The sequence below is a fragment of the Nordella sp. HKS 07 genome (assembly GCF_011046735.1).
GTDB lineage: Bacteria > Pseudomonadota > Alphaproteobacteria > Rhizobiales > Aestuariivirgaceae > Taklimakanibacter.
The window spans coordinates 757,580-770,620 of record NZ_CP049258.1 but is presented as its reverse complement, the minus strand read 5'-3'; the positions used below and the strand labels follow the sequence as shown (position 1 = coordinate 770,620).

Below are 13,041 nucleotides of genomic sequence, written 5' to 3'. Positions count from 1 at the left end.
CAAAGAGTTAGAGCGCCGGACCGATTCTATGTCAGCGCCCGGCGCTCTAAAGCTGGTGACGCCTGAGGACGTCACCGGTGCGCGGGTCGAGCTCGATCTCGAGCCGATCGCCATTCAGCTTTGCCCCGAATCGATAGACCGATCCAGCGCAGCTCAACTCCTCGATATCCCTGTAACCCTTCAGTTTGAGGAGTCCCACAGCCTCGCGGCAGCTCAAGGTCAGATTGACGCCCTTATAAGCGGGCTTGGCATAAACGGGTCCGCCATCCTTACCGCCATAAGGCACGAAGAAATCATAGTGCGAAGGCCAGGTATAGCCCGGCTTGCCGCCGGGCGGATCGGACTGCGCGTTGGCCGAAGCCGCCAGGAGAGGAAAGGCGAGAGCGAAAAAGGCAAAAGCGTGACGCAGTCTGGCGGCCATGATGGCTCCTTGTGTTCAGGTGACCACAGCATCCCAGAATGCGCCTGAACCTCATCCAGGAGAGATATTCACTTGGGGTTCATTCCCCAAACGAAAAGAGCGCCCCTGAGGGCGCTCTTCCCTTTATCTCATATCTGCGCGCTAGATGGGATCGACGTCGACGATGTTACCCCAGCGGTTGACCCTGACGCGATACCAATCGCCCATTTTCTTGGCCTTGAAGCGCATGACCTTGCCGCCGCAATTGATGGCGTTCACTTTGTAGAAGCCGTGATTCTGCACGATCTTCTTGGCCTTCCAGCAACTGACGCCGTCATAGCCGCCACCATAGGCAGGATAGTAGCCGCCACCGTAATAGCCGCCGCCGTAATAGCCGTCACCGTAGCCGCCGCCGATACCAAAGCCGACATTCACATCGATATTGGTTTTCGCCTGGGCCGGCACGGCCGCAATGGCGGCAGCGGTCACAGCGGCAGCGGCAACGATAAGCTTCGCGAACATATATGTCTCCTTGACCTTCTTCTGTGATGGCCTCGCCATCGATGGGTGGGAGATTACGGTTTTGTAACTGAACGCAGTTCGAAGCGGCCGTTCATTCTCCATTCACTCTCGTTTCTCGGTGTGCTCTGTGTAACCGGCTGAAACCGTTGAAAAAAATGAACAGCGGGGTAGCCCTTGAAATATCTCGCGCGGAAATTATTTGAGTCTATGCGGACGCCGCCGCGGCGGGTTCGCACCGAACGGCCCAGTCAATTCAGATGGGCTCAACCAACTGCACCTTGCTCAAGGAGGATGTGCATATGTTTGATCTTTCCCCCCTTTATCGTTCGACCGTCGGCTTTGACCGTCTGGGCCAGCTTCTCGACAATGTCGGAAGCTTCGAAGTTCCGGCCTATCCGCCCTATAATATCGAGCGCGTCAGCGAAGACGAATATCGCGTGACCATGGCGGTCGCCGGCTTCGGCCAGGACGACATCACGATTGAAGTGAAGCAGAACATGCTCAGCGTCACCGGCAAGAAGGTCGATAAACGCGAATCGAAGAGCGAGTTCCTGCACCAGGGCATCGCCCAGCGCGCCTTTGAGCGCCGCTTCCAGCTCGCCGATTATGTGCAGGTTGTAGGCGCCGAGCTCAACAACGGTCTTCTCCACATCGCGCTGAAGCGCGAAATTCCGGAGGCCATGAAGCCGCGCACCATCGCCATCAACGGCAGAAGCGAGCCGAAGGTGATCGAGAACAAGAAAGCGGCCTGATCACCCTGTTTTCAAGTCTGATCGAGGCGCCCGCATCCCTTGCCGGGGGGCGGGCGCCTTTCGTTTCGGGATCAGCGACCCGTGTGGACCCCTGCCATATTCACGAGATGAACCAGCGCGAGGAGGGCTACAAAGGCACAAATGATCATGACCGGTGTCGTCGGGAGGAGGCGCGGATTGAGATCGCTACGAGGGCGCTTCTCGATGATGACCATGCGGGCGATGACGGCAAGCGCGCCCGCCAGGACCAAAGCGGTGACAATAAACTGGGTCGTGATCATCGCGGGGTGAAAGATCCAACGTCCCTTGCGTAGGAAAGCCGAAGGGCGGAATTGACAGGCCATCTGCATATCACTATGGTCCCGCCTCCGAAAGAGGTGCCTGGACGTTCGGTCCGGGCGCAATTTATTTTGGTTTATTTGGTGATTGTCATGAAGATCCGTAACTCATTGAAATCGCTCTTGAAACGCCACCGTGACAATCGTCTCGTGCGGCGCAAGGGCCGCATTTACATCATCAACAAGACCAATCCGCGCTTCAAAGCCCGCCAGGGCTGAGCGATTCTGTCGACGGTTTTGTGATCACCGCCGCGGGGCTCCCACGGCGGTGATCATTTTATTGCCGCACGCGCTCCTGTATAATGGCGCCATGTTGATCCGGCGCTGTCTTGTCGCTCTATCCGTCCTCTTCGCTATCGCTTCGACTGCCGAGGCCCAGACGGAGCCGCGCGATCACAGCCCTGAGCCTACGCCCGCGGTCGCCCGGCTGAAGCCTTCGGAAATGCGTGCCGAGCAGCTCGACAAGCTCTTCGCCCGCCTGATCAAGAGCGAGGACGGTGCCGAGGCGCAAAGAACCGAGCAGACGATCTGGAACCTGTGGATGACGTCGGACAGCCCGACCGCGGACGCGCTCCTGGCGCAGGCGATGAAGGCCTCCGCTTCGAATGAAACAGGTCTTGCGCTGTCCATTCTCGACAATGTCATCGAGGTGCATCCCGACTATGCGGAAGCCTGGAACAAGCGGGCGACCGTTTACTTCCTGATCGGGCGCTACAACGATTCGCTCAAGGACATAGAAAAGGTGCTCGAGCTCGAGCCCCGGCATTTCGGCGCGCTATCGGGCCTCGGCATGATCAAGCGCCAGCAGGGCGACCTTGCGGCGGCGCGCGCCGCCTTCAGCGAGGCCCTGAGCTACAATCCGCATATGGAAAGCGTCAAGCGCGCGCTCGAGGAAATCGAGGCCGAGGAACGGCCGATCTGAACAGGTACGTCTTGCATCGGCGGGCGCGGGCGTGGCAGCTTGGCCATGTGGCGATGCAGGCGGAAGATCGATCCCTGTTTCTTAGGTCTTCGCGAAATACCCTGCAAATCCGCTGCAAATTCCCTGCAAACGCGGTCCAGTCTGCAGGGAATTCGCATCCCGCGCTAGTCGCGGTCGAGATAGGCGACGCGCAGCATGTTGGTGGCGCCCGGCGTGCCGAGCGGAACGCCGGCGGTGACGATGATGCGCTCACCCGGATCGGCGAAGCCTTCGGCCTGCGCGATATGGCAGGCGCGCGAGACCATGTCGTCGAGGTCGTACGCGTCGTCGGTCAGAACGCAATGCAGGCCCCAGACCAGGGCCAGGCGACGGCTCGTGGCGGTGATCGGCGATAATGCGATGATCGGCACATCTGGACGCTCGCGCGACATGCGGATGCCGGTGGAACCCGTCGCCGTATAGCAGACGATGGCCGCGAGATTGAGGGTCTCGGCGACCTGGCGCGCCGCCGCCGAGATGGCATCGGCGCTGGTGGGCTCGGGGTCACTTCTCTGCGCCGTGATTATGCCGCGGTAAAAGGCGTCGTTCTCGACCGACCGGGCGATCGCATCCATGGTGGCGACCGCCTTGTCCGGCCATTTGCCGGTGGCGCTTTCGGCCGACAGCATGATGGCGTCGGCGCCTTCATAGACGGCGGTAGCGACGTCGGAAACCTCGGCGCGTGTCGGCACCGGTTCGACGATCATTGATTCGAGCATCTGCGTCGCCACCACCACCGGGCGGCCGGCGCGCCGCGCCGCGCGGGTGATCTGCTTCTGGCGCGCCGGGACGGTTTCGAGCGGCAGCTCGACGCCCAGGTCGCCGCGCGCCACCATGATGCCGTCGGAAATCTCGAGAATTTCCTGCAGCACATTGAGGGCGGAAGGCTTTTCGATCTTGGCCATCACACCGGCGCGTCCGGCAATGAGCTTGCGGGCCTCGGCGACGTCCTCGGGGCGCTGCACGAAGGAGAGCGCGATCCAGTCAACGCCGATATGAGCGGCGAAATCGAGATCGGCGCGGTCCTTCTCCGTCAGGGCCGGTATCGGCAGGATCGTGTCGGGTAGGTTGATGCCCTTCTTGTCCGACAGCGAGCCGCCGAAGATCACCCGCGTGGTGAGCTTGTCGGGCTTCACATCGGTGATCTCGACGCGCAGCCGCCCGTCATTGACGAGCAGATTGTCGCCCGCCTTGACGGCCGAGAAGATCTCCGGATGACCCAGATAGACGCGCGTCTCGTCGCCGGGCTCGGGGTTGGCATCAAAGGTGAAGGTCTGGTCGGCAGTGATGCGGACTTCGCCGCCCTTGAACGTACCCAGCCGCAATTTCGGTCCCTGAAGATCGGCCAGAATGCCGATCGGCCGGTTGAGCTTCTGCTCCACTCTGCGAATCGCGCCATGCAGCTCCTCGAGCAGCTTGTGCGAGGTGTGGCTCATATTGATGCGGAATACGTCCGCGCCGGCGAGAAACAGCTTCTCGATCATCTCCTGGCTGGAGGAGGCAGGTCCTAGAGTGGCGATTACCTTGACGCTACGGTTGCGTCTCACTGCGATTGCGTGCCGCTGGTGGTCGTCTTTTCGCCGGAGAGTGAGATGGTCCAATCGACTTCCTCTTTGGTATCGACCTCAAAGAAGCCGGTCTTATTGTATCCGCGTTCGGTGCAGTTGCCGATGCCGCGGATGGTGAAGATCTTGTCCCTGGTGCACATCATCGACTTGCCGCCCCAGGAGCCGCCCTTATCGTAGTCGACGGCGAAAATGTAATAGTAGCGTGCGATCAGCGGGCCTTTCAGCAGCGTCTCGCAGCCATTGGCGCCGATATTCCACCAGCCTTCCGATGCCCAGCCTTCCTTGTCCTTGTAGCCGAGCGCCACACCGACGCGGCTTTCGGTCTTGTTGCAAAGCTTGAGATCGGCCTTGGCGCCTTGCGTCATGAAAGCCAGCGCCAAGAACGCCGCTGTCGATATTGCCAAAAAGTGTGCCATCCGTCCCGTGGACCCCGGTGATACTAGCGAATCTGTCATAACATTCCCTGTCAATGCACAGGCGTCAACAGCGGCGGGCCTGAAAGCGTGCCAAGTTGTGCCACAACCAGTCCTCCCGTCAAGTTTGGCAAGATGATGACTGGCCGAATGGGACCCCGTATAAAACCTGCAATGTTTGAAACAAGCCTTAATGAGAGTTTTGTCAGAGTTGACGGGAATTTGAAGCGGGGGCTGATCCTTCTCGCCGATCATGCCCGCAATAGCGTTCCAGCCGAGTATGGAGCGCTCGGTCTGCCGCGCGAGCAGTTCGAGCGCCATATCGCCTATGATATCGGAGTCGAGGCGGTGACGCGGGGGCTTGCCCATGCGCTTGGCTGTCCCGCTTTGATGACGACCTATTCGCGTCTCCTGATCGATCCCAATCGCGGCGTGGACGACCCCACTCTCGTCATGCGGCTTTCGGATGGTGCCGTCGTGCCCGGCAATGCCGAAATCGACGTGGCGGAGCGGGAGCGGCGCATCGCCCGGTTCCATCGCCCCTATCACGCCGCCATAAAGGCTGAAATAGACCTGGCGCTGGGGCAGGGGATCGACCCGGTATTGGTTTCCCTCCACAGCTTCACTCCTTATTGGAGGGGGGTACCCAGGCCCTGGCATGTGGGTGTCCTGTGGGAGCGGGACCGGCGCTTCGCCGGATATCTGCTGAAGGCGTTCCGGGCGGCGGGTGATCTCTGTGTCGGGGACAACGAACCCTATTCCGGTGCCCTCGAGGGCGACACCCTATATACCCATGGAACAAGCAGAGGCTTGCGGCATGGCCTGATCGAAATCCGCCAGGATCTGATCGCCCAGCAATCAGGTGTGGATGAGTGGATATCGCGTCTGGCGCCCATCCTCGAAGGGTATATGTAAGGTGGCAAATGACGACTGATCCCAATACCGAGACCGAGCTCGAAGCTGCGGTGTTCCGCCGGCTTGTCGAGCATTTGCGCGGGCGCAGCGATGTCCAGAATATCGATCTGATGAACTTGGCGGGTTTCTGCCGGAACTGCCTGTCCAACTGGTATGAGGAGGCGGCCAAGGCGCGGGGGCTCGAGGTTTCGCGCGACGATGCGCGCCAGCGCGTCTACGGCATGCCCTATGCGGAGTGGAAGGCCAAGCATCAGCGCGAGGCGAGCCCGGCCCAGGACGCGGCCTTCAAATCAACCCATAAGCACTAGCTTCAGCTCAGGACCATCCTCATGGACGCCAAGACCAGTTTTGCCCAAGGCCAGCTCAAGAGCCTCGTCGAGCGTATAGAAAGGCTCGAAGAGGACAAGAAGGCGGTCGCGGGCGATATCAAGGAGGTCTATGCCGAAGCCAAGGCGAATGGTTTCGACACGAAGATTCTGCGGAAGGTCATTTCGTTGCGTAAGAAGGACCGCCATGAGCGCGAGGAAGAAGAGGCGATCCTCGATCTCTATCTGAATGCGCTCGGCATGCTGCCGACGGAAGAAGCGGCATAGTAGGATCCGCTTCCTGCCCGCTTTTTTTCGGCGCGACCGGAACTTGGTTGGCCGTCGCGCGTTCCGCCTTCTGGAACGGGATGCGATGAGCCGATGAGCTGCTCCTCGTAAGAAGTCCCGGCTGGACACACAGCAAGGGAGGTATGACAGTGACGCGTATTCCGGCGAGCCCGCCTCCTATCGAGAAAACCGAGATTATTGAGACGTTTCTGCGCATGGTGGGTGGTGGCCTGACCATTGGCCTGCTGATCGTGTTGCCGGCGCTCAAAATCCTGGGCATCGCGTAATCCCTGCGTCGGATCCGCCGCCAGGCCCCACAGGGACGGTTGCGAGGATGGACAAGCGGACACAACTGATCCTGGCGCGGGCCAAGGAACTATTCGCCGCCGACCACGCGGGCGCGGCTTGGCGTGCCGCCATCGACAATCCGGATGCCGCCATCATGGCCCATCAGGGGCGCTATCTGTCGCGCGCCGAAGATCAGCTCCTGGCGGAGGGGTCAATCGAGTGCGTCGACCAGAGCTGATAGCCCGCGGTCGCGATTGCGCCGGCGCCCATTATCTGAGACGGCCGGCGGGGAACGCTCAGCTCCCTGAAGAAGTTCTGAAGGTCATGTGCCCGTCGCGAAACCACTGTGCGAGCAGAACGAAATTCCAAAGCTGAGACCGGCATTCAGTTGCGCCACACATGCGCGGAATTCAATGCGGTGATCGATTGACCGGGCCCGCTCCCTACGATTATCTCGATCTCACTGTACTTCTGGATCTTTCTCTGGCCCCAGCCCAGAGGAAGGCGACCGGAGAGCAGCCGATGCGTGCTCACGCCTCTCTCGAAAGCATGTACGCGTCTTCTCCGGCATTTCCCGATATACGCTGCCGAGGTGAGGCAAGCGGCAGCCGGCGTGCAAGAGGCCAGGCCGGACTGACCTGAACCGATCGTGATCTGGCGGTGGCCGATCAGTTGCTGTCGGTGATGTCTTCGATGAACTGGCCCAGCGTCTGGCGCTTTTTCTGCAGCGCGACCGGCTCGTTCATCAGCATGCTGCCCTTGGCCGAGCGATTGACTTCGAGCATGTCGCCCTTGCCGCTGGTCGTGGTCTGCAGCGACGGCAGGGGCGAGGCGGCATTGGCCTGCGCCATCATCAGGGTCGAGGACGACGAAAGCTGCGGGGCGGCCATCTCGGCGATGGTCTCGCTGTCATCCGGCACCACTTCCTGCGGTGCCCCATCGCGGCGGATCGCCTGGTCAGGGCTGAAGGTCAGCTGCTTGGGCCACCAGAACAGATCGTCATTGCCGGCGGATGCGGCCAGCGGGCGGATCAGCGGAACGTTTTCCGCCGTGCCGTCACGCAGCGAGTCGGCGAAACTGCCCTTGGCGGAGACATTGGCTGTCTGGGTGACATCCGGCTCCTCCACCATCGATTCCGCTCCGGCCACCGGGCCGAGACTGTCGGACGGAATGTGCGACTTGAAATTTGTTTCGACGCCGCGGGCTGGCGCCGAGGCCGGCTCGATCTGCATGTTGGCGGCGGCCATCATGAGGACTTCAATGGGTTTCGGCCGCGGTAGCGGGACCGGATAGGCTTCAACTACCTCGACAGGGCGCTGAACGACAGGCTTTGCGCGCGGGGTAGGCGCCTGCGAATCGGCTTCAGCCGCCGGCGTCGCCTCAGGAGCGCTCGCGGCCGCCACATCCTCGTCCTCGTCGCCATTATAGCTGTTGGCGATGGTGGCGAGCTTCGCTTTCATGGCGCCATGATCGGGCGCCGACTCGGTCGTCGCCACCATGACCTGGTCCTGTGCATTGCGCCGCGCCCCGATGGTCTTGCGATAGTCGCGGAAAATCTTGGCCAGCTGGTTGGGCGACACGCGCGGCCACATGCGGACCTTGCCCGAATCGACATGGACAAAACCATATTGACCGGAGGTCGGATAGTAGCCGACGCCGCCGACCTGGCGGACCAGTGCGCTGTTGCGGAGCCGCTGTGTCGGCACGTCGGGGAAATAGATATCGATTGCCTTGCCGATCATGTGCTGGCTCTTCTTCGCCACATTGCGGCCGATGCGCTTCAGGAAGGCATTGGTCTTGGGCGAACGGTAGCCGGAAACGATATGGACGGGCCGGGTCGAGCCCAGATCGGCATGGAGTTCCCAGACGAGGTCGATGGTCTTGGGATCGATGCGGATCACCTCGTTGCGCCGCCAGTCACGCAGAATGTAATTGAGCTTTTCCATCGCGGAAGGAATGTAGCGGCCATTCACTTTGTAGGTGACGGTCAGGCTTTCCTTCGTATGGGTCTGATAGAGGGAAAGGGTGCGGGTCTCGCCAGCGGCGGTGGCGTCATTGTTACTGAATCCGAACCACAGGCCGGCGGTCAAGGCACCGACCAAGGCGGTAGAGAGAGCGATCCCTCTTACGCGCGAGGTCAAAGATCCACGTTGTCCGTTTTCAGCGGCCAGGAAACCCATACTCACTTTTAGACCGGCTGAACCCCGGTTCCCCTTGCTATTGTCCCGAAAACAACGGTCATCCGTCCCAGAAACGGATTACACCAGTTCCATGCTTGCGACAAGAATACGGCTACTCTTAGGCAGTATAGCTGTCGAAAAATAACCTAAATCACTATCATTAACGGGCGCTTAAACAAAAAAGGCAAGCTGCCTCTGCGGCAGGTTTCGGGGTCACCTTGCTGCCACAGCCGTGGCCGAGAAGGCGGTCTCCATGCGCTGATCGCGGCCATAGACATCGTCATAGTAGACGATCCTGCCCTTCTGATCCGGCCAGGCAGTGAAATAGGTAAGATGGACCTTGATGTCTTCCTTGACCTTGGCGCTCTGGCTCACGCCGCTATCGATGCGCTTGGCCACTTCTTCGTCGCTCAGGCCCAGAAGCGTTTCTGCGAAGATACGGGGGTTCTCCACGCGCACACAGCCATGACTGAAGGCACGGGCGGAGCGCTCGAAGAGCGAGCGCGCCGGCGTGTCGTGGAAATAGATGCTGTGTGAATTGGGAAACAGGAATTTCACCTCGCCCAGCGCGTTGTCGTCGCTCGGCGGCTGCTGGATGGAATAGGGCACGCCCTTGCGGTAGGCCGACCAGTTGACCGAGCTCGAGCGAACGATCTGGCCGCCCTTGGTGATGACGCGGTAGCCCAGCCGGTCCAGATAGGAAGGATCTCGCCTCAGGATCGGCAGCATTTCGTTGCGGATGATCGATGGCGGCACGCCCCAGGAGGGATTGAAGACAACCGTTTCCATCCGATCGTGGAAGGCGACCGTCTGGGTCTCGGGTTTGCCGATGATGACCTTGGTGCGCCACACCTCGCGGCCGTTGTCCACGACTTCCAGTTGATAGGCGGCCTGGTTCACGAAGACATATTTGCTGCCCAGCGTTTTCGGCAGCCAGCGCAGGCGCTCCATGTTGTAGACCAGCCTGCTGACCATGCTTTCTTCGCTGCGCCCGTTGAGGGCATTGACGGTCGCCTGGTCAAGCGCGCCGGTGACTTTGATCTGGGCTTCGGTCTGGAAGGCCGACAGCGCATCCGACACCGCCGGGTCAAGAACCAGCTTAAGGCCATAGGCGGCGTCTTCGGTGGTGGCAGGCAGGCTGTTCTGCGCCGTGTCCTCGCCTTCGAGATAGCCGAGCCGCTCGAGATAATGGCGGACGAGGATGATACGCGAATCCTTGTCGCCGGGCTTCACCCGCCTGCCCGGCGGAATAGTCTCGCTGTCAGCCACATGAAGCGCGGCGCGCTTTTTTGCGAGCTCGGCCTTGAACAAGGCATAGGCCGGATGCCGCGGCTGCAGGCTGTTGAGATATTCGACTGGAAATGGGCTCCAGGCCAAGACCTTGATGGCAGTGCCCGGCGCCACCGGCTCAGTCTCGATATCGTTGTATTTGGTCAGCTGGTTCGGGATGATCCGGCCACCCGAGGCATGGCGGGCATATTTCAGCGCCATGGCCGTTATGCCCAGGTCAAGCCTGGCGAGATGGACCAAGTCTCCCTTGAAGGAGGTCGGGCTGTCGGTAAAGGTTCCCAAGGCCGGTGGCAGATAGTCGGAGGGCTGCATCGCCTCGTCGGCGCTCTTCGACAGAAGACGCAGCACGTCCTGGCCGCGCTGGTCGAGCCCGTCGGGCGTCGTCCACAAAGGCTTGAAGCCGTTGGCGCGGTAGAGATCGATGATAGCCGTCTTTTCGTTGCGGGTGACGCGCGGGGCCGCTTCCCGGCTCTGCAATTCTCGGTATACGGCCTGGGCCAGGGGCTCGGTCGGCTCGGGCTCGCTGAACGACTCCGCCTGCAAGGCTTCCAGCTTTTCCGGCTGGTAGACGAGCGGCGGCTCGGGCTTGTCCACATCGATCAGGGGCGCATTTTGGATACGGGGGCCCGGCTCCCGATTGCGCCGCAGTGTTTCACGGCGGGCTTCGCGCTTGCGTTTGAAATAGTCGAAGATGGATCCTGAGCTTTTGACGACCCGGCTGGGCGTATCCATGTCGCGCTCGGCCATGGCTTGGGGAGCTGACAGGCTCAAAGCCAGAACGAGCGCAGAGGCGCCCGCCAATCCCCGCGTCAGCCGCATAGTCGGAACACTCCCATAAGTTGCCGCCTCAGCGCGCGATCCGGAAAAGCGGGTACCGGGTTTCCTTCCCTTTACCCGCAAATCTCGGCAATCCGATCACGTCTATCACCTAGCTCGCCCCAGCCCGAGGCGGTTGACCTAGCTAAACGTGCCTTCATGGCATTTCAACGGTCGAGGGGCCACTTGGTTGCATAAAAGAAAAACTGTTACGTTTTTGCCGCAACGACGCGTTGATCGGGTCGCGATCACTCTAGAACGTTACGAACTTGGATAATAATCCAAATTGAATCATATGGTTAGCGGGCGTTCTGATGCTGGTCCTGCCGGCTGGCGCTAGCCAGTCGAGCGTCCGTTCTCGCCGTCCTCGAGGCCCAGATCGCGCATCTTGCGGTACAGGGTGGAACGGCCGATCCCGAGTTTGCGCGCGACTTCCGACATTTGGCCGCGATAGCGATGGAGCGCCAGGCGAATCATGTCGGCTTCGATCTCCTCGAGCTTGCGGATATGGCCGCCGTCGGTCACCGCGGGGATACCGATCGCCATGCCGTCGGAGATGACCGAGCCGGTCGAGCGCGAGGGGCCGGCGGCGGCCGGCGCGGCGGCCGCCGGCGTTGCGGGCAGTTCCGGGATCTTCACCTCATAGCCCTCGACCAGCGAGGCAATCTGCGGGAAGTCCTGGATTTCGAGGATGTCGCCTTCGCACAGGACAATGGCACGGAACACGGTGTTCTCAAGCTGGCGGACATTGCCCGGCCAGCTGTAGAGCTGCAGCATCGCCAGCGCTTGCGGATCGATGCCATGCACCTTGCGGCCTTCCTCGGCGGCGAAGCGGGTAATGAAATGATTTACCAGGGCCGGGATGTCGTCCTTGCGGTCCTTGAGCGGCGGCACCATGACCGGGAAGACGTTCAGGCGATAATAGAGATCTTCGCGGAACTGGCCGGCCTTGACCATCTCGATCATGTTACGGTTGGTGGCCGAGATCAGCCGGATATTGATCTTCATGGGCTTGCGCGCCCCCACCGGATCGATCTCGCCTTCCTGGATGGCGCGCAGCAGCTTCACCTGCATGTCGAGCGGCAGTTCCGCCACTTCGTCGAGGAAGAGCGTGCCGCCGTCGGCTTCCTGGAACTTGCCGATATGTTTGGCGGTGGCGCCGGTGAAGGAGCCCTTCTCATGGCCGAACAGGATGCTTTCTACCAGGTTTTCCGGAATGGCGCCGCAATTGACGGCGACGAAATTGCGGCCGCGCCGCTCACTCTCGCCATGGATGGCGCGGGCGATGATCTCCTTGCCGACACCCGACTGGCCTTCGATGAGAATCGGGATATTGGACTGGGCGCCGCGGCGCCCGAGCCTGATGACGCCCGCCATCGCGGCCGATGAGGCAATGAGGTCGTCGAAGGTCAAGGCGCCACCGACCTTCTTGTTGAGGCGTTTCACCTCCTCGGTGAGAGCGTTCACCTTCAACAGGTTCTGCACCGAGACACGCAGGCGCTCGGGCGAGATCGGCTTGACCACGAAATCATCCGCCCCGGCGCGCATCGCCTTGATGACGGTCTCGATGGAGCCCTGCGCCGTCTGCACGATCACCGGCACATGGCCGCGCACGCCCGCCATGCGCTCAAGGAATTCGAGCCCGTCCATACCCGGCATCATCAGGTCGAGGATCACAAGCTCGAGCTGGCCGCCTGTCGGCCCGCTCAGTATGTCGAGGCCTTTGGCGCCGCTTTCGGCACTCACCGCTTCGAACCCGAAGCGCTTCATCATCTCTTCGAGGATGCGCCTCTGGGCGGGATCGTCTTCAACAATAAGAACGCGTGCTGACATGCCTGACCGACACCACTCATTATCCGATGGCCGCTCGGGTCAAAAAGCCGGATCACGATGCGCGCCCAACCGCATCTCTGGCTTCCCCCCAATTTCACGGTCGAACTGTGACAAAGAAGGGTAAAGGGCTGATTAAGGGTATGGCGAGAATGGGGACAGTTCTCGAGCTTGT

General features: G+C 60.9%; 16 protein-coding genes. 8 read left to right on the top strand and 8 right to left on the bottom strand.

The genetic code is table 11. The annotated features are described in order from the left end of the window. Positions 1-46: 46 nt before the first annotated feature. Positions 47-421, bottom strand: a complete 375-nt coding sequence (locus tag G5V57_RS03750; protein WP_165166259.1) for a hypothetical protein — start codon at positions 419-421, stop codon at positions 47-49. A gap of 141 nt (positions 422-562) precedes the next feature. Beyond that, entirely contained in the window at positions 563-922 is a 360-nt protein-coding gene (locus G5V57_RS03745; protein ID WP_165166258.1) for a hypothetical protein, read from the bottom strand. A 293-nt stretch (positions 923-1,215) separates the two neighbouring features. Between G5V57_RS03745 and G5V57_RS03740 the strand changes: the two genes are divergently transcribed. Further along, the gene (locus tag G5V57_RS03740; RefSeq protein WP_165166257.1) at positions 1,216-1,674 is read left to right on the top strand and encodes an Hsp20 family protein; all 459 of its coding nucleotides are present in this window, start codon (positions 1,216-1,218) and stop codon (positions 1,672-1,674) included. 71 nt (positions 1,675-1,745) lie between these two features. Here the strand turns inward: G5V57_RS03740 and G5V57_RS03735 are convergent, their stop codons facing one another. Continuing rightward, positions 1,746-1,955: a hypothetical protein gene (locus G5V57_RS03735; protein ID WP_165166256.1), complete on the bottom strand. Its 210-nt coding sequence runs from the start codon at positions 1,953-1,955 to the stop codon at positions 1,746-1,748. A 150-nt stretch (positions 1,956-2,105) separates the two neighbouring features. On the opposite strand from G5V57_RS03735, the gene ykgO reads away from it, so the two are divergent. Both ykgO and G5V57_RS03725 read left to right on the top strand, forming a co-directional pair. Further along, the gene (gene ykgO, locus G5V57_RS03730; protein ID WP_119272963.1) at positions 2,106-2,231 is read left to right on the top strand and encodes a type B 50S ribosomal protein L36; all 126 of its coding nucleotides are present in this window, start codon (positions 2,106-2,108) and stop codon (positions 2,229-2,231) included. Positions 2,232-2,322: 91 nt separating this feature from the next. Further along, entirely contained in the window at positions 2,323-2,934 is a 612-nt protein-coding gene (locus G5V57_RS03725) for a tetratricopeptide repeat protein (RefSeq protein ID WP_165166255.1), read from the top strand. A gap of 164 nt (positions 2,935-3,098) precedes the next feature. Here G5V57_RS03725 and pyk read toward each other — a convergent pair whose 3' ends face one another. Beyond that, entirely contained in the window at positions 3,099-4,520 is a 1,422-nt protein-coding gene (gene pyk, locus G5V57_RS03720; protein ID WP_165166254.1) for a pyruvate kinase, read from the bottom strand. After that, positions 4,517-4,906 (bottom strand): DUF1036 domain-containing protein, encoded by a 390-nt coding sequence (locus G5V57_RS03715; protein ID WP_371744725.1) that lies wholly within the window; start codon positions 4,904-4,906, stop codon positions 4,517-4,519. Before G5V57_RS03715 ends, pyk begins: the two co-directional genes overlap by 4 nt. Positions 4,907-5,176: 270 nt before the next feature. Here G5V57_RS03715 and G5V57_RS03710 point away from each other — a divergent pair, with 270 nt between their 5' ends. From G5V57_RS03710 to G5V57_RS03690, 5 genes are all read left to right on the top strand, one after another. Further along, entirely contained in the window at positions 5,177-5,869 is a 693-nt protein-coding gene (locus G5V57_RS03710) for an N-formylglutamate amidohydrolase (RefSeq protein WP_371744724.1), read from the top strand. 8 nt (positions 5,870-5,877) lie between these two features. Further along, positions 5,878-6,177 (top strand): DUF1244 domain-containing protein, encoded by a 300-nt coding sequence (locus G5V57_RS03705; RefSeq protein WP_165166251.1) that lies wholly within the window; start codon positions 5,878-5,880, stop codon positions 6,175-6,177. 21 nt (positions 6,178-6,198) lie between these two features. Next, positions 6,199-6,462 carry a DUF2312 domain-containing protein gene (locus tag G5V57_RS03700; protein ID WP_165166250.1) on the top strand — a complete coding sequence of 88 codons (264 nt, stop codon included), beginning with the start codon at positions 6,199-6,201 and terminating at the stop codon, positions 6,460-6,462. Between the two features lie 149 nt (positions 6,463-6,611). Further along, complete coding sequence (locus G5V57_RS03695) at positions 6,612-6,749, top strand: hypothetical protein (protein WP_165166249.1); 138 nt, start codon at positions 6,612-6,614, stop codon at positions 6,747-6,749. A 47-nt stretch (positions 6,750-6,796) separates the two neighbouring features. Continuing rightward, a complete protein-coding gene (locus tag G5V57_RS03690) occupies positions 6,797-6,988 on the top strand; it encodes a hypothetical protein (protein ID WP_165166248.1) in 192 nt (63 codons plus the stop codon). A 430-nt stretch (positions 6,989-7,418) separates the two neighbouring features. On the opposite strand, the gene G5V57_RS03685 is transcribed toward G5V57_RS03690, so the two are convergent. The 3 genes from G5V57_RS03685 to G5V57_RS03675 form a co-directional block, all read right to left on the bottom strand. Further along, the gene (locus G5V57_RS03685) at positions 7,419-8,840 is read right to left on the bottom strand and encodes a DUF882 domain-containing protein (RefSeq protein ID WP_165166247.1); all 1,422 of its coding nucleotides are present in this window, start codon (positions 8,838-8,840) and stop codon (positions 7,419-7,421) included. 303 nt (positions 8,841-9,143) lie between these two features. Then, positions 9,144-11,039 (bottom strand): murein L,D-transpeptidase, encoded by a 1,896-nt coding sequence (locus tag G5V57_RS03680; protein ID WP_165166246.1) that lies wholly within the window; start codon positions 11,037-11,039, stop codon positions 9,144-9,146. 333 nt (positions 11,040-11,372) lie between these two features. Next, complete coding sequence (locus G5V57_RS03675) at positions 11,373-12,869, bottom strand: sigma-54 dependent transcriptional regulator (RefSeq protein WP_165166245.1); 1,497 nt, start codon at positions 12,867-12,869, stop codon at positions 11,373-11,375. Positions 12,870-13,041 lie beyond the last annotated feature (172 nt).

Bases quoted from the DNA above. Each gene is read 5' to 3' on its own strand.
- G5V57_RS03750 (WP_165166259.1), bottom strand. From the start codon at position 421: ATGGCCGCCAGACTGCGTCACGCTTTTGCCTTTTTCGCTCTCGCCTTT.
- G5V57_RS03745 (WP_165166258.1), bottom strand. From the start codon at position 922: ATGTTCGCGAAGCTTATCGTTGCCGCTGCCGCTGTGACCGCTGCCGCC.
- G5V57_RS03735 (WP_165166256.1), bottom strand. From the start codon at position 1,955: ATGATCACGACCCAGTTTATTGTCACCGCTTTGGTCCTGGCGGGCGCG.
- ykgO (WP_119272963.1), top strand. From the start codon at position 2,106: ATGAAGATCCGTAACTCATTGAAATCGCTCTTGAAACGCCACCGTGAC.
- G5V57_RS03725 (WP_165166255.1), top strand. From the start codon at position 2,323: ATGTTGATCCGGCGCTGTCTTGTCGCTCTATCCGTCCTCTTCGCTATC.
- G5V57_RS03715 (WP_371744725.1), bottom strand. From the start codon at position 4,906: ATGACGCAAGGCGCCAAGGCCGATCTCAAGCTTTGCAACAAGACCGAA.
- G5V57_RS03705 (WP_165166251.1), top strand. From the start codon at position 5,878: ATGACGACTGATCCCAATACCGAGACCGAGCTCGAAGCTGCGGTGTTC.
- G5V57_RS03700 (WP_165166250.1), top strand. From the start codon at position 6,199: ATGGACGCCAAGACCAGTTTTGCCCAAGGCCAGCTCAAGAGCCTCGTC.
- G5V57_RS03690 (WP_165166248.1), top strand. From the start codon at position 6,797: ATGGACAAGCGGACACAACTGATCCTGGCGCGGGCCAAGGAACTATTC.
- G5V57_RS03680 (WP_165166246.1), bottom strand. From the start codon at position 11,039: ATGCGGCTGACGCGGGGATTGGCGGGCGCCTCTGCGCTCGTTCTGGCT.
- G5V57_RS03675 (WP_165166245.1), bottom strand. From the start codon at position 12,869: ATGTCAGCACGCGTTCTTATTGTTGAAGACGATCCCGCCCAGAGGCGC.